We start from the raw sequence: 21,634 nt of genomic DNA on the forward strand, positions 1-21,634 counted from the left end.
CCGTGGTCCGACCTTACTCGTCGGTAATGCCAAACCGGGAGAGTCATGGCGGGTTGTGCGGACTCCCGGGGTCGGCTAGAGGGGGTCGCGTGGCGACCGCCACGTCGGCGGTGTCCCGTTCTGCTCGTCGAGCATGGAAACTGGATGGATGAGTACCGGCACCGAACCCCGCCAACCAGTCACGTTCGTCCCCATGTCCGATGCCGTGCTCCCGGCCGCCGACATGACGATCCCGCCGTGGCCCGGCGAGGAGATGACGTCGGGCGGGATCCGGCTGCACGTGCGCGTCACGCCTGGTCCTGAGGGCGGCCCGACCGCCGTGTACGTGCACGGGCTCGGCGGGTCGGCCACGAACTGGACGGACCTATCGGACCAGCTGTCCGACTTCGTGCCTGGCCTGGCACTCGACCTGCCGGGGTTCGGGCGCTCGGAGCCGCCACGTGACTTCGACTACTCCATCCCCGCGCACGCGGACGCGGTCGCCCGGTTCATCCGCGGCCTGGGGGTCGGCCCGGTCCACCTGTTCGGCAACTCGATGGGTGGCGCGATCTCGATGTACGTCGCGGCCGACCACCCCGACCTGGTGCGGACGCTCACGCTCGTGTCCCCGGCCGTGCCCGACCTGCGGCCGTTCACCTCCCGCATGTCAGATCCCCGCCTTGCCATCGCCTACCTGCCGCTGATCGGCGCGTCGGTCCGCCGCCGCATCGTGTCCGAGCCCCTCGACGTGCGGGTCATGCGGCTGCTGCGGCTGTGCTTCGCCGAGATCGACCGGGTGCCGCTGTCCCGCAAGGAGGAGGCCGCCGCCGAGCTGGCGTACCGGGAGCGGCTCGTGTGGGCCAACCCGGCGCTGGCCCGCAGCACGTTCGGCCTGTTCCGGACATGGCTGGTGCCGAAGTCGAAGTCCATGTGGTCGCTCGCGCCCCGCATCAAGGCGCCAACGCTCGTCGTGTGGGGCGCCGAGGACAAGCTGGTCACCGTGCGCAAGGCGCCGAGGACGGCACAACTGATCCCGCGTGCGCGACTGCTGGTGCTGCCGAAAACCGGGCATGTCGCCCAGATGGAGCGACCCGGTACGGTCGCGCGTGCGGTGCTGGGGATGTGGGAGCAGGTCGACGCTGGTAACTGGTGAGTGGAGCGGGCTCGTAACCGCTGTGGCACTCTTGTTGTCGTGACGAGACCTGTCCGTGACCGGCAGCGTGCCCGCGAGCGCCGCGTGTCCGGTGAGCCACTCGCCGCGTCCTGGCGTCCCACGGACAACCCTGGGACGGGCAGACACGTTCGCCAGAACAAGAAGGGCTTCTTCGCCACCTACGGCTGGCGCGTCTACGCCGTGCCGATCATGCTCGCGGTCACCGCGCTGGTCGTGATCCAGACCGCCGGCGACAAGGGGTCGGGCGCCTCGGCCACCGAGCAGCAGGGCGGCGCGGCGATCGACGCCGCGGCAGGCGGTGACGTGGCCACGGAGCCGCCCATCACCGAGAAGCCGGCGAAACCGGCCGACCCGAACATCCCGACCGCCGACCTGCCGCCCGGCCCGGAGTACCTGCAGGGCGGCAACGGCAAGTACGCCGTCGTCCCCGGCACGACCCCACGGGTCGGCGGCGGCGGGAAGCTGTACACGTACACGATCGAGATCGAAGAGGGCATCGACCTCACCCCCTACGGGGGCATCGACTCGTTCGGCCGGCTCGTCGACTCGACGCTCGCCGACCCGCGTGGCTGGGCCGCCACCGGCCAGGTCTCGGTGCAGCGGGTGGATGGCAACGCCGATCCGGACATCCGGTTCACCCTGGCCACGCCGGACACCGTGCACCGGCCGGACTACTGCGGCTTCTCGATCAAGTACGAGTCGTCGTGCTGGCGGCGCGGCGAGAAGCGCGTGATGATCAACCTGGCGCGCTGGGTGCGCGGGGCGCTGGCGTTCGGCGGCGACATCGGCTCGTACCGCGAGTACGCCATCAACCATGAGATCGGCCACGCGTTCGGGCAGGGCCACGTCGGCTGTGCCGAGCAGGGCGGGCTGGCGCCGGTGATGATGCAGCAGACGTTCGGCACGGCAAACGACTACGTCGCGCTGCTCAACGGCCAGGCCGGCAACCGCGACCCGGTGCAGGCGGACGGCAAGACGTGCCGCTTCAACCAGTGGCCCAACCCACAGGCCCAGCCTCCCACCTGATTCCCGCGTCCCGGCATGTGGGAGCCGGGGAAGCCCGAGTGGGATGTTCGCGTTGCAGACGTGGAGACTTGTTTTACGAAGTCACGCGTCGAGGAGGAACCCATGGCAAGCGGTTTGCCACCGCTGGTGGAGCCGGCCGCCGAGCTGACCAAGGACGAGGTCGCCCGCTACAGCCGTCACCTGATCATCCCGGATGTCGGGGTCGACGGCCAGAAGCGCCTGAAGAACGCGAAGGTCCTGGTGGTCGGCGCCGGTGGGCTGGGCAGCCCCGCGCTGCTGTACCTGGCCGCGGCCGGGGTCGGCACGCTGGGCGTCGTGGACTTCGACGTGGTCGACGAGTCCAACCTGCAGCGGCAGGTCATCCACGGCGTCTCCGATGTCGGCAAGCCCAAGGCCGTGTCGGCCAAGGAGTCGGTCGCCGAGATCAACCCGTTCGTCACGGTCAACCTCCACCAGGAGCAGTTGACCTCGGACAACGCGCTGGACATCTTCCGCGGCTATGACCTGATCCTGGACGGCACGGACAACTTCGCCACCCGCTACCTGGTGAACGACGCCGCGGTGCTGCTGGGCAAGCCGTACGTCTGGGGCTCGATCTTCCGGTTCGAGGGCCAGGTCAGCGTGTTCTGGGAGGACGCGCCGAACGGCCAGGGCCTGAACTACCGCGACCTCTACCCCGAGCCTCCGCCGCCCGGCATGGTGCCGTCGTGCGCCGAGGGTGGCGTGCTGGGCGTGCTGTGCGCGTCGATCGGCTCGATCATGGTCACCGAGGCCATCAAGCTGCTCACCGGCATCGGTGAGACGCTGCTCGGCCGGCTGATGGTGTACGACGCGCTCGAGATGTCGTACCGGACGATCCGGATCCGCAAGGACCCGGAGTCGAAGCCGATCGAGGGCCTCATCGACTACGAGGCCTTCTGCGGCATCGTGTCCGACGACGCGCAGCAGGCCGCCGCCGGCAACACGATCACGCCACGTGAGCTCAAGGAGAAGTTCGACCGGGGCGAGGACTTCGCGCTGATCGACGTCCGCGAGCCGCACGAGTACGAGATCGTGAAGATCCCCGGCTCGATCCTGATCCCGAAGGACGAGATCCTGTCCGGTGCCGCGCTCGCGACGCTGCCGCAGGACAAGCCGATCGTGCTGCACTGCAAGTCCGGCGGCCGTTCCGCGGAGGCGCTCGCCGCACTGCACAAGGCCGGTTTCAAGGACGCGGTCCACGTGGGCGGCGGTGTTCTCGGCTGGGCCCGCGATGTGGACCCGAGCCTGCCGACCTACTAGATGTAGTTACTAGTAGCGTTCTCGTAGTTACTAGTAGCGTTCATGTGCGGCTGCCTCGTAAAATCGAGGCAGCCGCACGCGCGTCGTCGGGGCCGCCTGGGGGGAGCCCTGACATGTGGATCATGCCTGACCCGTTCGACCTCCGATCCCTGTGGTCGCGGCGCTTTCTGCGCGGGTTCGCCACGTCCTTCCTGCTGTTCGCGGTCGTCCTCGTCGGCGTCGCCGGGTGGTTCGCCTGGGACCAGGCCACCAACGGCACCGAGACCGAGGCGGTCATCGTGGGCCGGGAGGAAGGCAGGTTCACGACACTGACCGTCGCCTTCACCACCGAGAGCGGCGAGCGGGTGGTGACCGACCTCCGGGCGCCCGCCGACGCCGAGCCCCACCTCGTCGGCGACGTGCTGCAGGTCAGCTATGTGGCACGGGATCCCCGTATCGCGCGGCAGGTCGACGAGCCGCCGGTCGACCTGGACTTCCTGACGGTCGGCGGGTCGATCCTGCTCGTCTCGCTCGGCGTGGTGGCGGCCTACGCCTGGTGGTTCGCCCCGGCGAACCTTGGCCGGACCGCGCACTAGCGCACACAGGCCCTGTGTCCTCTCCCGAAGCCGGACCTTCCCCGCCGCTGGTCCCGGCGTCGGTGGCGGGTGGTCTCCACTGCCTTCGCCGCGGTCGTGTTCTTCATCGTCGGCCTGTATGTGGTGCACGCGAGGGACCAGGCCGTCAACGGCATCGAGACCGACGCGGTCGTTCTCGCCAGGGGCAAGCTCGGGACCGGCACGGGCCTGACGGTCCGGTTCGTCACTGACCGGGGGCGGGCCGTGACGACCGAGATCAGCGAGTACTCCGACGCCGCCGCCCATCCCGTCGGCGCGACCATGCGTGTCCGCTACACGCCGGATGATCTCATCGCGTTCCAGGCCGAGGATCCGCCTTTCTCGCCGGAAGGCATCCTCCTCTTCGGATCCTTTCTGGTCGTGGCGGTCGGGTTTCTGGTCTACGCGTGGGGATTCGCCCCGCCCGGCCACTCGTCCGTTCGGGTCCGGACGCGCCACGACGGCGTGACCTGACCGACATCTGACGTGGTGGCGGGGTAGCGTGCGCGGTCGTGAGTGCGTCCCCACCGCCCCAGCATGTGCGGGCCGCTTTCGGCGCGAAGGACAGCGTGCCGGAGCCGGTCGGTACCGGCCCGCAGTGGCGTTGCGATGACATCGCCCTGCGGCCAGTGACCAATCCCGCCGAGGCGTCGTGGGTGGCACAGACCTTGACCGACCTCAGCGTGCCCGACCTGCGCATCGGTCGCCCGCTGCGGTCCAGCGACGGGCGCTTCGTCGTCGGCGGCTGGGTCGCGTTCCGGTACGTCTCCGGCCGGCCGGAACCGCGCTACGACGAGGTGATCGCGGCCTCGCTGCGCCTGCACAAGGCGACGGCGGACGTTCCGGTGCCCCGGTTCGTCGCGACCAGGGCCGACGTGTTCGCGATGGCCGACCGCGCGGCCGCCGGTCTGGAAGAGGCGCCGCTGAACCCCGCGCTGGGCGGCCGGCTGTTCGACGTGCTGTCCGGCACCCGCAAACCACTCGGTCTGCGGCCGCAGGTGGTGCACGGCGACCTGTTCGGCACCGTCCTGTTCGACGGGGAAGCCGCGCCCGGCATCGTCGACTTCACCGCGTTCAACCGGCCGCGCGAATGGGCGGCGGCGGTCGTGGTCGTCGACGCGCTCGCGTGGGGCGGCGCCGACGACGGCCTGCCCAAGCGATGGGCCCACCTGCCGGAGTGGCCGCAGGTGATGTTGCACGCGCTGCTGTTCCGGCTGGCCGTGCACGCACTGCACCCGCACTCGACCGAGCAGTCGATGCGTGGCCTCGAGCGGGCCGCGCGGCAGATCACCGCCCTGTGACCGGTGCGGCGAGCAGGTTCAGGTACTGGACGAGCGTCCACAGCGGCAGCTCGATCATGGCGAGCCCGGTGAGCACCGCCACGGCGGCGAGCACCGCGGCCGCGATGTTCAGCCTGGGCGGCCGCGCCAGCATGGCGGCGAGGAGCGTGAACGGGAGTCCGCCCGCCGTGTAGGCGAGGATCAGCTGCGCGACAAGGGAGAAGTCCGCGGCCAACGTGATCGCGGCCGCGAAGGCCCATCCGCCGAGCCCCGCCCCGCCGACCAGGCAGGCCCAGAGGACGACCGCACGCGGCTGGTCCGGCAGCCAGGACGCGTCGATGGTGCGCCAGCCGAGCGCGAACAGTGCCAGGAACAGCGTGACCCCGAGCAGGAGAAGCGCGAGGACCTCCAGGCCGCTGAGCATGAGCAGCGGCCGGAACGGCAGATCACCCCGGTCGTGGGTGAGCAGAACCGCGATCGTCCCGGGGACCACCGAGCCGATGAGCCATGTGCCGGCGAGCTGCAAACGCATGGGGGCGAACTTTATCCACCTGCCGGTGTCGATTTCGCGTTTTGGCCGCGTCGTCATGGTGAGACGCTGCACCGGGCAAGGAGGACTACGTGCGGTACATGCTGATGATCACCGATGACGGGGCGGGCCCCGTCGAGTCACGCGAGGGCACGCTGCTGCTGCGGCCGCCTGCGGACGCCGTGACCGTGCGGGTGCGGGACGGCCGGCTGCTGCGAACGGGCGGCCCGTTCGCCGAGACGAAGGAGCACGTCGCGGGCGTCGAGCTCGTCGAGTGCGCGGACCTCGACGAGGCCATCGCGATCGCGTCCACGCACCCGGCCGCGGGGCGGCACCCCATTGAGATCCGGCCGTTCTGGCCGTTCGAGGAGGACTGATGCGGTTCCTGATGTTCGTCGTCGACGACCCCGACCTGGCCGGCACGGCCGACGCCAGTGCGGTGCCCTGGGTCGAGGACGCCACGGTCAAGCGGGTGCGGCTGGAGGGCGACCGGCTCCGCCCGGTCAGCGACGCGACCACGTTGTGGCCCAAGGACGGCGGCGGCACGTTCGTGTCCGACGGCCCGTTCGCCGAGACCAAGGAACAGATCTGCGGCTACGACCTCCTCGAGTGCGCCGACCTCGACGAGGCGGTCGAGGTGGCGGCCAAACACCCGATGGCGAAGCTGGGCGCCATCGAGCTTCGGCCCGTATGGCAGTGAAGGACGCGGTCGACGAGGCGTTCCGCACCGAGTGGGGGCGCGTGGTAGCCACGTTGATCCGGGTCACCGGTGACTGGGACCTCGCCGAGGAGTGCGCGTCGGAGGCGTTCGCCAGCGCGTTGGCCACCTGGCCCCGGGACGGCGTGCCGCGTCGTCCCGGGGCGTGGCTCACCACCGTGGCACGCAACCGCGCGCTCGATCGCGTCCGGAGCGCCGCCGCGGAGTCCAACCGGTTGCGCGGGCTCGCCCCGATCGTCTCGGAGGAGCAGGAGTGCGCCCAACCGGACGACGCCGTGCCGGACGACGCCGTGCCGGATGACCGGCTGCGGCTGATGTTCACCTGCTGCCACCCGGCACTGCCGCTCGAAGCCCAGGTAGCGTTGACGCTCCGCACGCTCGCCGGTCTCACGACGCCGGAGATCGCGCGGGCGTTCCTCGTGCCGGAGGCGACCATGGCGCAGCGGCTCGTGCGCGCGAAGCGCAAGATCCGCAACGCCGGCATTCCGTACCGCGTGCCGCCGGCCGAGCTGCTGCCCGAACGCGTCGCCGGTGTGCTCGGCGTGCTGTACCTGTTGTTCAACAAGGGTTACTCGCGCGGTGAGCTGTCGACCGAGGCGGTCCGGCTTGCGCGGGTGCTCGTGGCACTCATGCCCGAGGAGCCGGAGGCGGGTGGCCTGCTCGCGCTGATGCTGTTCCACGAGTCCCGTCGCGCGACCAGGGTGGACGCCGCCGGCGACCTGGTCACGCTCGCCGACCAGGACCGCACCCGCTGGGACCGCGCGATGATCGACGAGGCGGTGGCCGTGCTGGACACGGCGTTCGACCACGCGCGGCCGGGCCCGTACCAGCTGCAGGCCGCCATCGCGGGCTGCCACGCCACCGCGGTGGACGCGAAAAGCACCGACTGGCAACGGATCGCCGACCTCTACGCGCTCGTCGCGCGAGTGAGCCCGTCCCCGGTGGTCGAGCTGAACCGGGCCGTCGCGGTGGCGGAGGTCGACGGCCCGGCCGCCGGACTCGAACTGGTGGAAGCCTTACGGGACAGCCTCGCCGGCTACCACCTGCTGCACGCCACGCGCGCGGACCTGTTGCGCCGCCTGAACCGTCTGCCCGAGGCCAATGCGGCGTACGAGGAGGCGCTGGCGCTCGCCCCGACCGAGGCCGAACGACGCTTCTTGACCAGGCGCGTCGACGGTCTGTGGGACTGAGATACAAACGGGATCTCCTTGCGCTAGCGTCGCGGTCGTGAAGCGGCGAGCACAAATCGAAACAGGCCGACGGGCCAGACCTCACCCAGGCGAGGTGCGTTGCCAACGGAAGTCGGCCGGACTTTTGAATTGTGCTCGCAGATGAGTAGTGCGGAGGACAGCACGGACGACTCACCTGTTGGGCGCGTCGGAACCCTTCTGATCGGCACGCGCGGCGCACGGGGTCCCGGTGAGGTGCTGATAAAGATTCGGGGTGGTTCGGAGGCGTTTCTCGCGTTCTCCGACGAGCCGCTGCCCAAAGGTGCGACCGTGTTGGTCGTCGAATCTCGAGGGGCCCGCGCGGTGGACGTGACGCCCTGGACAGACCCGTTTGGAGACCTGTGATGTTCTTCTACCGCGTGCCGGCGCCCGACGAGGCGATGCTCATCTCCGGCGGGAAGGTCAGGGGAGAGAGCGACGCGCCGTTCCGGGTGGTGACCGGCCGGGGCGCGTTCGTCATGCCGTTCTTCCGCAAGGTCAGGTTCCTGTCGCTGCACATGGCCGAGGCCGAGATCACCGAGACGTGCGTGACGAAGCAGGCGATCACGCTCAAGGTGCGGGCCGTGATCGCGTTCAAGGTCGGCAACGACACGGAGAGCATCGTCAACGCCGGGCAGCGTTTCCTGTCCGACCAGCGGCAGATGGAGGAGCTGACCGGCCGCATCTTCTCCGGACACCTACGCTCGATCGTCGGCGCGATGACCGTCGAGGAGATCATCACCGAACGGCAGAAGCTGGCGCTCGAGGTGCTCGACGCCTCGGCCGTCGAGATGGCCCGCATCGGACTCACCATCGACTCGCTGCAGATCCAGTCCATCGACGACCTGGACCTCGGCTACATCGCCGCGCTCTCGGCCCCGCACAACGCGGCGGTCCAACGCGAGGCGAAGATCGCACAGGCCCGCGCCGACCAGGCCGCCGCCGAGGTGGCGCAGGAGTCGGCGCGCCGGCAGGCCGAGTTCGCCCGCCAGACCTCCGTCGTGCAGGCGCAGTACAAGGCGGAGGTGGACAAGGCGCAGTCCGAGGCCGCCCAGGCCGGCCCGCTGGCACAGGCGGTCGCGGCACAGGAAGTGATCAACGCGCGCACCGAGCTGGCGCAGCGCGAGGCTCAGCTCCGGGAGCAGCAGCTGGTCGCTGAGGTCGTGAAGCCGGCCCAGGCCGAGGCGGAACGGGTCCGCATCATCGCGAAGGCCGAAGCCGAGGCGACGGAGATCCAGGCCGCCGCGGCCGCGTCCCACGACCGCGTCGCACTGGACCGCCTGATCATCGAGCAACTACCGGACATCGTGCGCGAAGCGGCCAGCGGCCTGCGCGGCGCGAACGTGAACATCCTGAGCGGCGCGGACGGCCTCGGCGAGATGGCCGCCGGCCTCGTCGGCCAGGGCCTGGCGATCCTGGACTCGGTGAAGAAGGGCCTGAACGGCGAAGACCCAACCCCCCACCCCAAGCGCGACGAACTGACTCCCTGAGCCGCCGGCGGCCTGGTCCTGCGAGACGCCTTCCTCGCAGGGGCGCCAGCGGCATGGGCGCGTTGCGCCCGCAGGCGCGCAGCGCCGCGAACGACGCTTTCGGGACATGACCGGCGTCCTGAAAGACGCGATCGGGACGTTCAACGACACGAGCGCGTCTTTCAGGACATCGCTCGTGTCGTGAACACGCCACTCGCATCGCCGCTGGCCGAAGCCGCCGCAGCCCCGTGACGTCAGGCGGCGGTTTCGGGCGCTTCGCGCCCGAAACCGCGCAGAGGGCCAACCGCGCAGAGGGCCAACCGCGCAGCGCCGCAAATCACCAAAGACCCTCGGTGGGTCTGGGTTGAGCGTCTCAAGGGGCACCTTCGAGACGTCGGCGGTGCCCCGAATCCGCGCAGCGGGCCAACCGCGCAGCGCCGCAAATCACCGAAGTCCATCGGTGGATCTGGGTTGAGCGTCTCAAGGGGCACCTCCGAGACATCGGCCGTGCCCCGAATCCGCGCTGTGAAGCGGGTCTGAACAGCGCGAACAACTTTGCCCACCCCTGGGTGCCGCCGGGGGCCCCCCGGTTTCCACGTTACCGGTGGGCACCGACAGCGACGGCTCGTGAAGATCCACAACCGGCGAGTTGTCCACAGGGGGACCAGTTGTCCACAGGCCGCGGTGCGACGGCCCGAAACCGTCGGTTCCCGCTGGTAGCGTGGATTCCGGGGGCCGGAGGCCGCCGGGTCATGGCTGCCAGCGGTATTTCCGCATGCTGACCTTCTCGCCGTCCGCCAGCACGCCTTCCGCGCGCAACAGTTCCAGTTGTCGCCGTGCGAGGCCGGGTGCGGGAGTTCCGTTGGCCCGCAGGACCCGGTGCCACGGCAGGTCGTGCCCGTCCTCCGAGAGGATGCGGCCCACCAGGCGCGGGGTGGGCGCCGATGCCATGGCCGCGATGTCGCCGTAGGAGGCCACGCGCCCGCGCGGGATCGACTTGATGATCTCCCGCACGCGCTCGTGCAGCTCCTCCGACACCATGCCGCAAAGTATGCCGGCGTGCCGATGTCGGCCAATCGCGGCCGGCGTGGTTCCATCGTCGGCGTGGTCGCCTCGAACGCTCTTCGGCTCGTGCGCCGGCCGGTGGCTTCGCGCGCGCCGTTCCGGTGGGAGCCGGCCGCCCAGCGGGTGCTCGACGGTGCCGAGGGATTTGTCCGGGTTCTCGGTGGTCCCGGCACCGGTAAGACCACCTTGCTCGCCGAGGTCGTTGCCGACCGCATCCTGCGTGGTGGCGTCGATCCCGAGCAGCTTCTCGTCGTCACCGCGAACCGTCGGGCGGCGACCGAGACCAGGGCCGCCATCGCCCAGCGCATCACCGAGCACGACGAGGCCGCCGACGTGCTCCGCACCGTTCGCGAGCCCCTCGTGCGCACGGTCCACTCCTACGCGTTCTCCGTCCTGCGCCTGCACGCCCACCTGCGCGACGTCCCCGGGCCCCGCCTGCTGTCCGGGCCAGAGCAGGACGCCGTCGTCCGTGAGTTGCTTGCCGGGGACGTCGAGGACGACGTGCCGTACTGGCCAGACCGCCTCCGACCGGCCCTCACCGTGCCCGGTTTCGCCGAGGAACTCCGCGACCTCATGCTCCGCGCCGCCGAACGCGGGCTCGGGCCGGAGGACCTGATCCGGGTCGGCGAGAACACCAAACACCCCGAATGGGTCGCGGCCGGCACGTTCGCCCTCCAGTACGAGCAGGTCAACCTCCTCGCCGGCGCCGCGGACAGTGCCGTCGCCCAGGAAAGCGCCCCCGCACTGGACGCCGCCGAGCTGGTCGCGTCCGCCCTGCTCGCCTTCGAGACCGACGCCGAACTGCTCGCCGCCGAACGGGACCGGGTTCGCTACCTCCTCGTCGACGACGCGCAGCACCTCGACCCGATCCAGTACCGCTTCCTCGCCCGGTTGGGGTTCGCCGCCAAGGAGTTCGTGCTCGCCGGCGACCCTGACCAGGCCGTTTTCTCCTTCCGCGGCGCCGATCCGCGCCTGCTCGCCGACACCGAACCGGACGGTGGCACGGTCGTCCTCACACGCACCCACCGGATGGCGCCGGCCGTCCGGGAAGCCGTCGCCCGGCTCGCCGCCCGCCTGCCCGGTTCCGCGCCGCAACGGCTCACGCCCGGTGAGAAGACCGAGAACTCCCAGCAGAACGGCACCGTCGAGGTCCGCCTCCACACCACCGAGGCCGCCGAGGCCGCGTGGCTCGCCGACCAGTTCCGCCGCGCGCATCTCCTCGACGGCGTGCCCTGGTCGCAGATGGCGGTCCTGTGCCGCTCCGTCACCCGTTCCGCGCCGGTGCTGCACCGCGCGCTGAGCGCTGCCGGCGTGCCGGTCGCCACGGCCGCCGAGGAGCTGCCGCTCGCCCGCCAGCCCGCGGTCCGCCCGTTCCTCGAACTGCTCCGGATCGCGAACCATCCGCGCGTGCTGACCCCCGAGCGTGCGGAAATGTTGCTGACGAGCCACTTCGGCGGCGCCGACCCGTTGGCCATTCGCCGGCTACGGCGCGGCCTGCGCAGGTTGGCGCTCGCCGCCGGGCACGACCGGCCGTCCGACGAACTGCTCGTCGAGGCGCTCCAGTCCGAGGATTTCCTTACCGCGCTTGACGACGCGGAGGCCACCAGCGTGCGCCGCGTCGCCGGGCTGCTCGCCACCGCGCGGCGGGCCATCGCGGACAACGTCGGCATCGAACAGGTCCTGTGGCTGGTGTGGCAGGAAAGCGGGCTCGAACCGGTCTGGCTCGCGCGGTCCCAGCGCGGGGGAACCCTTGGCGCACAGGCGGACCGCGACCTCGACGCGATCGTCGGGCTGTTCCACGCGGCCGCCCGCCACGCCGACCGGTTGCCGGGCGCCGGCGTCACCGGCTTCGCGGACTTCCTTGCCGCACAACGGATCGTGGGCGACTCGCTCGCCCCGGTCGCGCAGCGCGAGGACGCGGTGTCGGTGCTCACCGCGCACGCGGCCGTCGGTCGCGAGTGGACGGTCGTGGCGGTGCTCGGTGTCCAGGAGGGCACGTGGCCCGACCTGCGGCTGCGGGGTTCCCTGCTCGGTGTGGAACGGCTCGTCGACCTGCTGGCCGGGGTGGACGACTCCGCTCAGCTGTCCGCGATCGCACCGGTGCTGGCCGAGGAACGCCGGCTGCTGCTGGTCGCCGCGAGCCGGGCCCGCCACATGCTGCTGGTCTCGGCGATCCGCGGTGAGGACGAGCAGCCGTCCCGTTTCCTCGCCGAGCTGTCCGGTGTCGACGTCGAGAACCTGAGCGACGCCGGCCGGCCGACGTCGCTGGGCGGCACGCGACGCGCGCTGGTCCTCGCCGACCTGGTCGGTGACCTGCGTCGTGCGGTCTGCGACAGCGCCGCGTCCGAGGACCGTCGGCGCCGTGCGGCCCGCCAACTCGCCCGGCTCGCCGAGGCGGGCGTGCCCGGCGCCCATCCCGACACCTGGTACGGCCTGGCCGACCTGTCGAGCAAGGAACCGTTGCGGGGCAAGGGCGACGGCGTCACGGTTTCCCCGTCGAACGTGGAGACGCTGGCCAAGTGCCCGTTGCGGTGGGCGATCGAGCGGCACGGCGGCACCGACCCGGCGGAGCTGGCGTCGATCACCGGTGTGCTCGTGCACGCGCTCGCGCAGGCCGCCGCGACCGGCGTCGACGAGGTGCACCTGCGGGCCGAGCTGGACCGCGCGTGGGACGCGGTCGACGCGGGCGCCCCGTGGTTCTCGCGCCGCGAACGGCAGCGGGTGCACGCCATGCTGGACACGTTCCTGACGTGGGTGGCGGCCACCCGCGGCGAGCTGACCCAGGTCGCGGTGGAGCACGAGTTCGACGTCGAGATCCCGGAAACCGAGCCGAACGTCCGCGTCCGCGGCCGGGTGGACCGCCTGGAGAAGGACGACGACAATCACCCGGTCGTGGTGGACGTGAAGACCGGCAGGCAGGCGATCAGCGAGTCCGACGCCCAGGAACACCCGCAGCTCGCGGTCTACCAGCTCGCGGCGGCGTACGGGGCGTTCGTGAAGCTCGGCCTGGACACCGAGCCGGGGGGCGCGCGGCTGCTGTATGTCGCGAAAGCCAACCGCCGCAAGAAAAACGCCGCGACCGAACGCAATCAGGACCCGGTCGGCGAGGACGGCGTCAAGCACTGGACCGGCGTGGTCGCCGACGCGGCCGCCGCGAGCACCGGCCCCGAGTACGTCGCGAAACAGAACGCGGACTGCCCGCGCTGCCCGGTCCGTACCAGCTGTCCCATGCATTCAAGTGGCCGTCAGGTCACCGAGTGATCTCGCCGAAAGCGATCGCGAAGGAACTCGGCCTGCCGGCGCCGACCGACGAGCAGGCCGAGGTGATCGCCGCACCCACCGATCCCGCGCTGGTCGTCGCGGGTGCGGGCGCAGGCAAGACGGAGACCATGGCCGCCCGCGTGGTGTGGTTGGTGGCCAACGGCATCGTCACCCCGGAACGCGTGCTGGGCCTCACGTTCACCCGCAAGGCCGCGCGTCAGCTCGCCGACCGTGTCCGCTCCCGCCTGCGCAGGCTGGCCGGTTCCGGCTTGCTGCAACGGCTCGACCCCAGTGGGCAGCGACTCGCGGACGTGTACGCGGGCGAGCCGACCGTGCTGACCTACCACGCCTACGCGGGCCGGCTGGTCGGTGAGCACGGGCTGCGGCTGCCCGTCGAACCGGGGTCGCGGCTGCTGACGGAGACCGCGTGCTGGCAGCTGGCGCATCGCATCGTGTCGACGTGGACCCACGACCTGGAGACCGAGCGGGTGCCGATCACGGTGACCGGCTACCTGCTGGCACTGGCGGGCGAGCTCGCCGAGCACCTCGTCGACGAGAACCACCTCCGGGAGTACGGCGAGGATCTCGCGTCGACCATCGAGAACGCGCCCCGCGGCCCTCGGCAGCGTGCCGAGCTGTCCCAGGACCTGAAGGAAGTCGTTGCCACGCAACGCTTTCGGATCGCCTTGCTGCCGCTCGTCCAGGCGTACGCCGAGGCCAAGCGCAAGGAGGGCGCGCTGGACTTCGCCGAGCAGATGGCGCTGGCCGCGCGGCTCGCGAGCACACAACCCGAGGTGGTGGCGGGGGAGCGCGCCCGCTGGGGCACGGCGCTGCTCGACGAGTACCAGGACACCGGTCACGCGCAACGAATCCTGCTGCGGTCGCTGTTCGGCGGCGAGAAACCGATGCCGGTCACGGCGGTGGGCGACCCGGTGCAGGCGATCTATGGCTGGCGTGGCGCGAGTGCCGCGAACCTGCCCCGGTTCACGACGGACTTTCCCAAGCTGGACAACCAGAATCTCGAACCGGCCACTCGCTACGGCCTGCTGACGAGCTTCCGCAACCCGCCGGAGGTGCTCGCGCTCGCGAACGCGATCTCCGGTCCGCTGCGTGGTGCCGGTCTGGACGTCGATGAGCTTCGTGCGCCGGCAGGCCGGGGTTCGGCGGACGTCCGTGTCGCCTTGCTGCCGGACGCGAACGCCGAGGTCGAGTGGCTGGCCGACGCGATGGCCGAACGCTGGCGGTTCATCGCGGACGAACGGGACAAGCCGCCGACCGCCGCGGTGCTCGTGCGGCGCCGCGCCGACATGAACGACCTCGCGACGGCACTGCGTGCCAGAGGGCTGCCGGTCGAGGTGGTCGGCATCGGCGGCCTGCTGGACGAGCCGGAGGTGCGGGACCTGGTGTCGGCGCTGCGGGTGCTGATCGACCCGCTCGCCGGCTCGGCCGCCGCCCGGCTGCTGACCGGCGCGCGCTGGCGGCTCGGCGCGGCGGACCTGGCCGCGCTGTGGAAGCGGGCCGCCGCGCTCGGCCAGGCGTACCAACCGGAAGGCACCGGTCGACTTGTCGACATTGTGCCGGGCGAGGGTGCGGAGCAGGCCGGCCTGGTCGACGCCATCGACGACCCCGGCGACGCCGAGCAGTACTCACGCGAGGGTTACCGGCGGATCCGGACGTTGGGCCATGAGCTGCGGATGCTGCGGAGAAGGCTCGACCAGCCGCTGCCGGAACTGGTCGCGGACACCGAACGCGCGATGCTGCTGGACGTCGAGGCCACCGCACGGGTCGGCGGCGCACGTCGCGCGCACCTGAACAAGTTCGCTGACGTCGTGTCGGACTACGCGCAGGCCAGCCCGTCGGCGAGTCTGTCGGCGCTGCTGGACTACCTGGCCGCGGCGGAAAGCGCGGAGGACGGCCTGGAGCCCGGCGAGGTCACGGTCGCCGAGGATCGCGTGCAGATCCTGACGGTGCACAGCGCGAAAGGCCTCGAGTGGGAGATCGTCGCCGTGCCGCACCTGGTGAACGACGTTTTCCCCAGCCGCAAGCGGACGTCGTGCTGGCTGCGCGCGGTGACCGAACTGCCGGCCGCGCTGCGTGGCGACTCGGCGGACCTGCCGGTGCTCGATCTGTCCCGTGCCGAGAACCGCAAGGAGATCGAGGTCGAGCTGACCAACCACGCGGAGGCGTTCGCGGAGCGGGACCTCGTCGAGGAACGCCGGCTCTGCTACGTGGCGCTGACCCGGTCGGAACGGTCGTTGCTGGTGTCAGCGCACTGGTGGGGCCGCACGGGCGCGAAACCAAAGGGCCCCTCGGCGTTCTTCACCGAGGTGGCCGACGCGGTGCGCACGATGGACGAACGGGTGGCGTCGGTCGAGCACTGGGCGGCCGAACCCGACGAGTACGAGGAAAACCCACTCGCCACGGCGGAACGGACCGCGTTGTGGCCGGCCGACCCGCTGTCCCACGCCCGCGAGGACGTGCTGGCCGCGGCGGCCATGGTCCGTGCGGAACTGGCGGTGCTGCGCTCGGGTGAGCAGCTGCCGGCCGACGACGACCCGGACGGCTGGGGCGCCGACACGGACGTGCTGCTGGCCGAACGCGCCGCGGCCGCGAACCGGCAGGAGGACGTGACGCTGCCGCCGTCGATCTCGGTCACCCAGCTCGTGGAACTGGCTCGCGATCCGACGGCCCTGGCCCGCCGCCTGCGCCGCCCGCTGCCGTTCCCGCCGAACCCGGTGATGCGGCGCGGTACCGCGTTCCACACGTGGCTGGAAAAGCGGTTCGGCTCGCGGGCCCTGCTGGACCTGGACGAGCTGCCTGGCTCGGCGGACGCCGACGCCGCCCCGGACGCGGACCTGGAGTCGCTGCAGGAGGCGTTCCTGGCCTCGGACTGGGCGGAACGCTCACCGTCGGAGGTGGAGGTGTCGTTCACCTGCGACGTCGACGGCATGACGTTGCGGGGCCGCCTGGACGCGGTGTTCGCCGACCACGACGGCGGCTGGACGGTCGTCGACTGGAAGACCGGCGCCGTCCCGCCGGAGGAGGACCTGCCCGCACTGTCCGTGCAGCTGGCCGCGTACCGGCTGGCGTGGGCGAGCCTGTCGGGCGTCCCGGTCGACAAGGTCCGCGCGGCGTTCCACTACGTCCGCTCGAACACCACCCTGCGCCCGGTCGACCTCATGGACGCCCCGACACTGCGCACCCTGCTGCGCGGCCTCCCGTCCACATAGCGCGTTTCCCTGCGGGGGCACGGCGTTCTCCCTACACTGGTCGCCGTTCACGAGGGGGCCGACGTGGGGCACGCGGGAAGATCGTGTTGGGCGTCGCGGTTGTCGCCGCGGCCGTGGCGGGTGTGCTCGTGTGGCGAGGTGGCGACAACCCGCATCCGCCGCCACGGGTCGACGCACGGCCGGCGCCCACGCTGCAACCGTTGCGGGTAGCGGAAAAGCCGCTGTGGACCGAGCCCGGCGACGTCGTGTGGGTCGAGGAACAGGACGGCCTGATGCTGTTCGCGCACAGCGGGCTCGAGCTGACGTTGTACGACGCGACCACCGGCACACCGCGCTGGACACTGGGAAAGATGCACGACTTCGGCGGCTTCATGTACTCGCCCAGGTTGTGGGGCGCTCCAGACGAGCGGCACCTGGTGGGGCAGGAGGGCGTCCTCGTGCAGTACGACCAAGGGGACTGTCACGCGGGCTTCTGCGAACCCAGTCCTGGCCACGAGAGCGGGCTCGTTCTGGTGTCCGCGACCGACGGCAGCATCGTGTGGCGGACCCCTGCGCTGACCTTTCCCGAAGGGCCGCTCCGAGAGCGGCCTGAGCCGATGCTGCAGGTCGTCGACGACCGGGTCGCGGTGGTCAGCGTCCTGACCGGTCTGGTGGGCTCCGTCTACGACAAGGGCATCCAGCGCAACGTCGCGTTCGACGTGCGGACTGGCGCGAAACTGTGGGAGGGGGCCGACGGGGTCTGGCCCATGTGGATCGTCGGCGACACGATGCTCGGGGTCGTCTCGGCGCGGTTTCCGTCCACGTGGGTGAACGGTGAGGCGACCGGCGCCACGATCGTCGCCACCAATCTGCACACCGGTGAGAAGCAGTGGGAACGCGCGGATTCGCGGCTGGTGATGGTCGCTGGAGACCTCGCGTTGATCACGGACGGGGCGCCGCGTCTCACCGCCGTCACCGCCGACGACGGCCGCGAGGTCGGCTCCCTCGACCACACCGATCGCATGGCCGACTGCCGGACCGACCGGACAACGCTGGTCGCGTGCTCGTCCAAGTCCGACGGCCGGGCCCACGACATCGTCACGTTCGACGTGAAGCGCAGGAAGCTCGGCACGGCGACCCCGGGCAAACAGACAGTGCTGACCCTGGACTCCGTGCGTGGCGGGCGGCTCTGGGTGACCGGCCGGCAGGCCCGCGACCCGGGCGAGGACCGGGCGTACACAATAGACAGTGCGGGCAACGAGATCGATCGCAAGCTCGACCTGCCCGGGGACATCCTCCTGCTCACCGAGGACAAAGCCGTACTGAGGAACGAGGACGCCACCGGGGTCTACGAGATCCTCGACTGACCTGGCACGGCGACCGGCACCGCGAGCACCTGCCCGCTGCCGGGTTCGACCAGCTCGTCCCCGGTCATGCCGAGGAACTCGGCCGTGGCCACGTACAGGGTGGTGCCGCCGACCACGCAGTCGAAGCCGCCGCGGTCCAGTGCCACCTTTCGCAGCACCTCGCCGCCCTCGGCCACCCGTACACAGCACCGGTTCGGCACGTCGGCGTACCAGACGGCACCCTCGACGTCCGCGCACACGCCGTCCGGGGTGCCGTTGCCGAGGTCTGCCCACACCCGCCGGCCGGACAGGTCGCCCTCCGGCCCGATGTCGAACGCGGTCAGCCGCTGCCCGTAGGACTCCGCGACGACCAGTGTGTCGCCGATGACCGTCATGCCGTTCGGGAACGCGAGCCCGTTCGCGACCTCCCGCGACTCGCCGTCCCGCACGAGATGGACCGCGCCGGGCTCGCCCGTGAAGTCGACCCGGTTCACGAACACGTTGCCCCGGCCGTCCACCGTGATGTCGTTCCACAGGCCCTCGCCGAGAAGGGCGTGGCTGGTCAGCGTGCCGTCCGGCTCGACACGGAACAGCTGGCCGTCCGCCGACGAGACGAGCACCAGCCGCCCGTCCGGCAGCCAGTCGAAGCACAGCGGCAGCGAGGGCACGCGGGCCACCACCTCGCTGCGGCCCGACCGGTCCACGGTGAGCACCTCGCCGGCCGACCAGTCCGACACGTACAGCCGGTCGTCGTGCCAGCGGATCGACTCGAGCAGGCCACGTCCGCTCAACAGCACCTCGGTCATCTCGAACCCCTCCTCAGCCCGTACACGAACGGGCATCGCGCGGGTCGACAGGCCAGCGTGGCCGGTGTCACCGTCTCCAGCTAGTCTCGCGGCCGTGACCAGTCCCGACGAGACCGGACATCGGCGCCTGCGCAAACTGCGTTTCACTGATCGGCTCACCGACCGGCCGGACCACTCGTTGGTGGGTGTGATCCGGATGCCGGAGAGCACCGTCAGCCCGATCACGTCCATCGTGCGGCGCGTGATCTGGGCGCTTGTCGCGTTGTTCGCCGCTGTCATGATCGTGTACCTGGACCGCGACGGCTACCGGGACGGCAACGGTGACGGGCTGTCGTTCCTCGACGCGGTCTACTACGCGACCGTGTCGCTGTCCACCACCGGCTACGGCGACATCACGCCGGTCAGCCCGTCGGCGCGACTGGTCAACGTCCTGGTCATCACCCCGCTGCGGGTGCTCTTCCTCATCGTCCTGGTCGGCACCACCCTCGCCGTGCTCACCGAGCGCTCCCGCCAGGCGTTCAAGCTCCAACGTTGGAGGACGAAGGTGCGCGATCACGTGGTCGTCGTCGGGTACGGCACGAAGGGCCGCTCTGCCGTGCAGTCCGTGCTGTCGGACGGGGTGGAGCCGGACCGGATCGTGGTGGTGGACACCGACCACGCGATGCTGGAGACCGCGTCCGCGCTCGGGCTGGTCACCGTGCACGGCTCCGGTACCCGCTCCGACGTGCTGCGGGTCGCGGGTGTTCCGCGTGCGCGTGCCGTGGTGGTCGCCGCGAGCCGCGACGACTCGGCCGTGCTGATCACGCTCACCGCGCGGGAGCTCGCGCCGAACGCCCAGATCGTGGCGTCGGTGCGGGAGGCGGAGAACGTGCACCTGCTGCGGCAGTCCGGCGCCAACCAGGTCGTCGTGTCCAGCGAGACTGCCGGCCGGCTGCTCGGCATGGCCACACACACGCCGACGGTCGTCGACATGGTCGAGGACCTGATCACCCCGGAGTCCGGCCTCGCGATCGCCGAGCGGGACGTCGAGCAGGGTGAGGTCGGCGGCTCGCCCCGGCACCTGTCCGACATCGTGCTCGGCGTCGTCCGCGGCGGGAAGCTCTACCGGGTGGACCACCCGGAGGCGGACGCGATCGAGTCCGGCGATCGTTTGCTGTACGTCCGGAAAGTGACGCCCGCACAGGACGACTGAGGCACCGCGCTCCCTACCGACCACCGTCCGGTATCTGGGACCATTCGCGGTGTGCGGATCTGGGGCGTGGACATCCCACCTGGCTACGTCCGATGGGCGGGGGCCGGTGCCGGGGTCGTCGTCCTCGGCGTGCTGATCGCCGTGCTGGTCAGCGTGGTCGGGGTGTTCGGTTCGTCGTCGGAGGGCCAGGGCACGACGGTCCGCGCCGCTGTCGTGACCGGCGTTCCGTGCAGCGCCGACGCCACCGAAACGGTGAAGTTCACCGTCGGCGGCCGCTCGCACCAGGCGCGCTTCGACGGCTGCGGTCACGCCGTGAACGAACCGGTGGACGTCACGGTCCCCTCGGGCGCGCTCCCGGACGACCTGGTGGTCCACGCCGCGGCCGCTGCCATGGGCGACAGCGAGGAAGGCGAGGGCCTTGGCCTTCTCCTGATCGTGGTGAGCGGCATGTCCGGCGCCGCATACGCATTCCTGATCAGAAGAGGCCCCCGCGCAACCCCCCTCCCAACCCCGCTACGCCTGGCCTGAAACTCCGCGACTCGCGAGTTTCAGGCCACGTCTTCTGGTGGGGCCAGCCAGGTGTTGCACTGGTAGGTGCGGTTCTGTTGGGCGCCTTGCTCCCACCAGCCGATGGCGTGGTCGTCCGTGCCGTGGTCGCGGGGCACGCCCGGGTTGTGGTCGCCGCGGTCCTGGCTCGTGCGGGCCTCGTTCAGGACGTTGTCGTTCACCGAGCCGCGGCCGTACGTCGCCGCCAGGAACATGCCAGAGAAGCACTGTGCCTGCAGTTCGAAGCGGCGCGACAGTTCGAGACCGAGCTCGGTGTCGACGCCCGCGTCGTAGCGGTGGTCCCAGTACGTGTCCATCACGCCGGCCAGCGTCTGCACGTGGTGCCCGTACTCGTGTGCGAGCAGCGCAAGGTAGACGCCCGGTCGCGCGCCGTACATCTCGGTCTGCAGCCCCGAGAACGGCATGTAGATCGTGTTGTCGCCACTGCAGTAGAACGCCGCGACCGCCCCGCCCGCCGTGGACACCGAGCCGCACGGGGTCGACCACGCCGAGCCCTCCGGGAACACGATGTTCGGGGTGAAGAACGGCAGCCCCTGGAACTCGAGCACCGGCTGCCACGCCGCGTCCAGGCACGGGATCGCGCTGGAGAAGAACGCGGCCGCCCCGGCAGGGCTGGTCTCCCACCTGGCCAGGTTGCACGTGATGGCCGGGGTGCCGACGTCACCGGAGAACAGCGGGTTGTCCTCCAGCGCGTACACCGGCTTCGGACCGGCCGGCGTCGTCTCGGTCGGCGTGTCTTCCGTCGTCTCGGTGGTCGTCCTGGTGGTGGTCGTCGTGGTGGTCTCGTCCGAGGTGGTCGTGTACGTCTCGGACGAGGACGTGTAGCTCGGGCTCGTGTCGTAGCCGGTGTCGGCGACGCTGGTGCCGCCGCCGTCGCTCATCGAGACCAGGCCCACGATGGCGACGCTGCCGAGCAGCACCACGACGAGGA

Annotated in this window: 20 protein-coding genes; 16 read left to right on the forward strand and 4 right to left on the reverse strand. The window is 70.9% G+C overall.

Translation table 11 applies throughout. The features are described from left to right. The first annotated feature begins 148 nt into the window (after positions 1-148). The 6 genes from VF106_RS13585 to VF106_RS13610 all read left to right on the forward strand — a co-directional run bounded on the left by VF106_RS13585 (position 149) and on the right by VF106_RS13610 (position 5,354). Complete coding sequence (locus VF106_RS13585) at positions 149-1,132, forward strand: alpha/beta fold hydrolase (RefSeq protein WP_330840019.1); 984 nt, start codon at positions 149-151, stop codon at positions 1,130-1,132. 39 nt (positions 1,133-1,171) lie between these two features. After that, entirely contained in the window at positions 1,172-2,179 is a 1,008-nt protein-coding gene (locus tag VF106_RS13590) for a DUF3152 domain-containing protein (protein ID WP_330840020.1), read from the forward strand. 102 nt (positions 2,180-2,281) lie between these two features. Further along, the gene (gene moeZ, locus VF106_RS13595; RefSeq protein WP_330840021.1) at positions 2,282-3,460 is read left to right on the forward strand and encodes an adenylyltransferase/sulfurtransferase MoeZ; all 1,179 of its coding nucleotides are present in this window, start codon (positions 2,282-2,284) and stop codon (positions 3,458-3,460) included. 113 nt (positions 3,461-3,573) lie between these two features. After that, the gene (locus VF106_RS13600) at positions 3,574-4,035 is read left to right on the forward strand and encodes a DUF3592 domain-containing protein (RefSeq protein ID WP_330840022.1); all 462 of its coding nucleotides are present in this window, start codon (positions 3,574-3,576) and stop codon (positions 4,033-4,035) included. A gap of 69 nt (positions 4,036-4,104) precedes the next feature. Then, positions 4,105-4,527: a DUF3592 domain-containing protein gene (locus VF106_RS13605; RefSeq protein WP_330840023.1), complete on the forward strand. Its 423-nt coding sequence runs from the start codon at positions 4,105-4,107 to the stop codon at positions 4,525-4,527. A 38-nt stretch (positions 4,528-4,565) separates the two neighbouring features. Further along, the gene (locus VF106_RS13610; RefSeq protein ID WP_330840024.1) at positions 4,566-5,354 is read left to right on the forward strand and encodes a TIGR02569 family protein; all 789 of its coding nucleotides are present in this window, start codon (positions 4,566-4,568) and stop codon (positions 5,352-5,354) included. On the opposite strand, the gene VF106_RS13615 is transcribed toward VF106_RS13610, so the two are convergent. After that, positions 5,341-5,865: a hypothetical protein gene (locus VF106_RS13615; RefSeq protein ID WP_330840025.1), complete on the reverse strand. Its 525-nt coding sequence runs from the start codon at positions 5,863-5,865 to the stop codon at positions 5,341-5,343. The two genes, VF106_RS13610 and VF106_RS13615, sit on opposite strands and share 14 nt — an antisense overlap. A gap of 98 nt (positions 5,866-5,963) precedes the next feature. On the opposite strand from VF106_RS13615, the gene VF106_RS13620 reads away from it, so the two are divergent. The 5 genes from VF106_RS13620 (at position 5,964) to VF106_RS13635 (ending at position 9,278) form a co-directional block, all read left to right on the forward strand. Then, a complete protein-coding gene (locus VF106_RS13620; protein ID WP_330840041.1) occupies positions 5,964-6,239 on the forward strand; it encodes a YciI family protein in 276 nt (91 codons plus the stop codon). Next, positions 6,239-6,562, forward strand: a complete 324-nt coding sequence (locus VF106_RS13625; protein WP_330840026.1) for a YciI family protein — start codon at positions 6,239-6,241, stop codon at positions 6,560-6,562. Before VF106_RS13620 ends, VF106_RS13625 begins: the two co-directional genes overlap by 1 nt. Continuing rightward, complete coding sequence (locus VF106_RS13630) at positions 6,553-7,770, forward strand: RNA polymerase sigma factor (RefSeq protein WP_330840027.1); 1,218 nt, start codon at positions 6,553-6,555, stop codon at positions 7,768-7,770. Before VF106_RS13625 ends, VF106_RS13630 begins: the two co-directional genes overlap by 10 nt. Before the next feature lie 141 nt (positions 7,771-7,911). Next, positions 7,912-8,154: an NfeD C-terminal domain-containing protein gene (locus tag VF106_RS51170; protein ID WP_524535854.1), complete on the forward strand. Its 243-nt coding sequence runs from the start codon at positions 7,912-7,914 to the stop codon at positions 8,152-8,154. Continuing rightward, entirely contained in the window at positions 8,154-9,278 is a 1,125-nt protein-coding gene (locus VF106_RS13635) for an SPFH domain-containing protein (RefSeq protein WP_330840028.1), read from the forward strand. Before VF106_RS51170 ends, VF106_RS13635 begins: the two co-directional genes overlap by 1 nt. A 729-nt stretch (positions 9,279-10,007) precedes the next feature. Here VF106_RS13635 and VF106_RS13640 read toward each other — a convergent pair. Continuing rightward, positions 10,008-10,295 (reverse strand): MGMT family protein, encoded by a 288-nt coding sequence (locus VF106_RS13640; RefSeq protein ID WP_330840042.1) that lies wholly within the window; start codon positions 10,293-10,295, stop codon positions 10,008-10,010. Positions 10,296-10,322: 27 nt separating this feature from the next. Here VF106_RS13640 and VF106_RS13645 point away from each other — a divergent pair, with 27 nt between their 5' ends. The 3 genes from VF106_RS13645 to VF106_RS13655 all read left to right on the forward strand — a co-directional run bounded on the left by VF106_RS13645 (position 10,323) and on the right by VF106_RS13655 (position 18,159). Further along, a complete protein-coding gene (locus VF106_RS13645; protein WP_330840029.1) occupies positions 10,323-13,583 on the forward strand; it encodes an ATP-dependent helicase in 3,261 nt (1,086 codons plus the stop codon). Further along, the gene (locus tag VF106_RS13650) at positions 13,580-16,813 is read left to right on the forward strand and encodes an ATP-dependent helicase (protein WP_330840030.1); all 3,234 of its coding nucleotides are present in this window, start codon (positions 13,580-13,582) and stop codon (positions 16,811-16,813) included. The genes VF106_RS13645 and VF106_RS13650 overlap by 4 nt, the downstream gene beginning before the upstream one ends. 86 nt (positions 16,814-16,899) lie before the next feature. Further along, positions 16,900-18,159 (forward strand): BamB-related PQQ repeat family beta-propellar protein, encoded by a 1,260-nt coding sequence (locus tag VF106_RS13655; RefSeq protein ID WP_330840031.1) that lies wholly within the window; start codon positions 16,900-16,902, stop codon positions 18,157-18,159. Here the strand turns inward: VF106_RS13655 and VF106_RS13660 are convergent. Further along, positions 18,141-18,944, reverse strand: a complete 804-nt coding sequence (locus tag VF106_RS13660) for an SMP-30/gluconolactonase/LRE family protein (RefSeq protein ID WP_330840032.1) — start codon at positions 18,942-18,944, stop codon at positions 18,141-18,143. The two genes, VF106_RS13655 and VF106_RS13660, sit on opposite strands and share 19 nt — an antisense overlap. Positions 18,945-19,071: 127 nt before the next feature. Between VF106_RS13660 and VF106_RS13665 the strand changes: the two genes are divergently transcribed. Continuing rightward, complete coding sequence (locus tag VF106_RS13665; RefSeq protein ID WP_330840043.1) at positions 19,072-20,136, forward strand: potassium channel family protein; 1,065 nt, start codon at positions 19,072-19,074, stop codon at positions 20,134-20,136. A gap of 51 nt (positions 20,137-20,187) precedes the next feature. Next, positions 20,188-20,664 (forward strand): hypothetical protein, encoded by a 477-nt coding sequence (locus VF106_RS13670; protein WP_330840033.1) that lies wholly within the window; start codon positions 20,188-20,190, stop codon positions 20,662-20,664. A gap of 20 nt (positions 20,665-20,684) precedes the next feature. Here VF106_RS13670 and VF106_RS13675 read toward each other — a convergent pair. Next, positions 20,685-21,634, reverse strand: a 950-nt coding sequence (locus VF106_RS13675; protein WP_330840034.1) for a neutral zinc metallopeptidase, incomplete at its 5' end; no start/stop codon positions are given.

The sequence above is a fragment of the Actinophytocola sp. genome, from assembly GCF_036378875.1.
GTDB lineage: Bacteria > Actinomycetota > Actinomycetes > Mycobacteriales > Pseudonocardiaceae > Actinophytocola.

Bases quoted from the DNA above. Each gene is read 5' to 3' on its own strand.
- VF106_RS13585 (WP_330840019.1), top strand. From the start codon at position 149: ATGAGTACCGGCACCGAACCCCGCCAACCAGTCACGTTCGTCCCCATG.
- moeZ (WP_330840021.1), top strand. From the start codon at position 2,282: ATGGCAAGCGGTTTGCCACCGCTGGTGGAGCCGGCCGCCGAGCTGACC.
- VF106_RS13600 (WP_330840022.1), top strand. From the start codon at position 3,574: ATGTGGATCATGCCTGACCCGTTCGACCTCCGATCCCTGTGGTCGCGG.
- VF106_RS13615 (WP_330840025.1), bottom strand. From the start codon at position 5,865: ATGCGTTTGCAGCTCGCCGGCACATGGCTCATCGGCTCGGTGGTCCCC.
- VF106_RS13620 (WP_330840041.1), top strand. From the start codon at position 5,964: ATGCTGATGATCACCGATGACGGGGCGGGCCCCGTCGAGTCACGCGAG.
- VF106_RS13625 (WP_330840026.1), top strand. From the start codon at position 6,239: ATGCGGTTCCTGATGTTCGTCGTCGACGACCCCGACCTGGCCGGCACG.
- VF106_RS13630 (WP_330840027.1), top strand. From the start codon at position 6,553: ATGGCAGTGAAGGACGCGGTCGACGAGGCGTTCCGCACCGAGTGGGGG.
- VF106_RS51170 (WP_524535854.1), top strand. From the start codon at position 7,912: ATGAGTAGTGCGGAGGACAGCACGGACGACTCACCTGTTGGGCGCGTC.
- VF106_RS13635 (WP_330840028.1), top strand. From the start codon at position 8,154: ATGTTCTTCTACCGCGTGCCGGCGCCCGACGAGGCGATGCTCATCTCC.
- VF106_RS13645 (WP_330840029.1), top strand. From the start codon at position 10,323: ATGTCGGCCAATCGCGGCCGGCGTGGTTCCATCGTCGGCGTGGTCGCC.
- VF106_RS13660 (WP_330840032.1), bottom strand. From the start codon at position 18,944: ATGACCGAGGTGCTGTTGAGCGGACGTGGCCTGCTCGAGTCGATCCGC.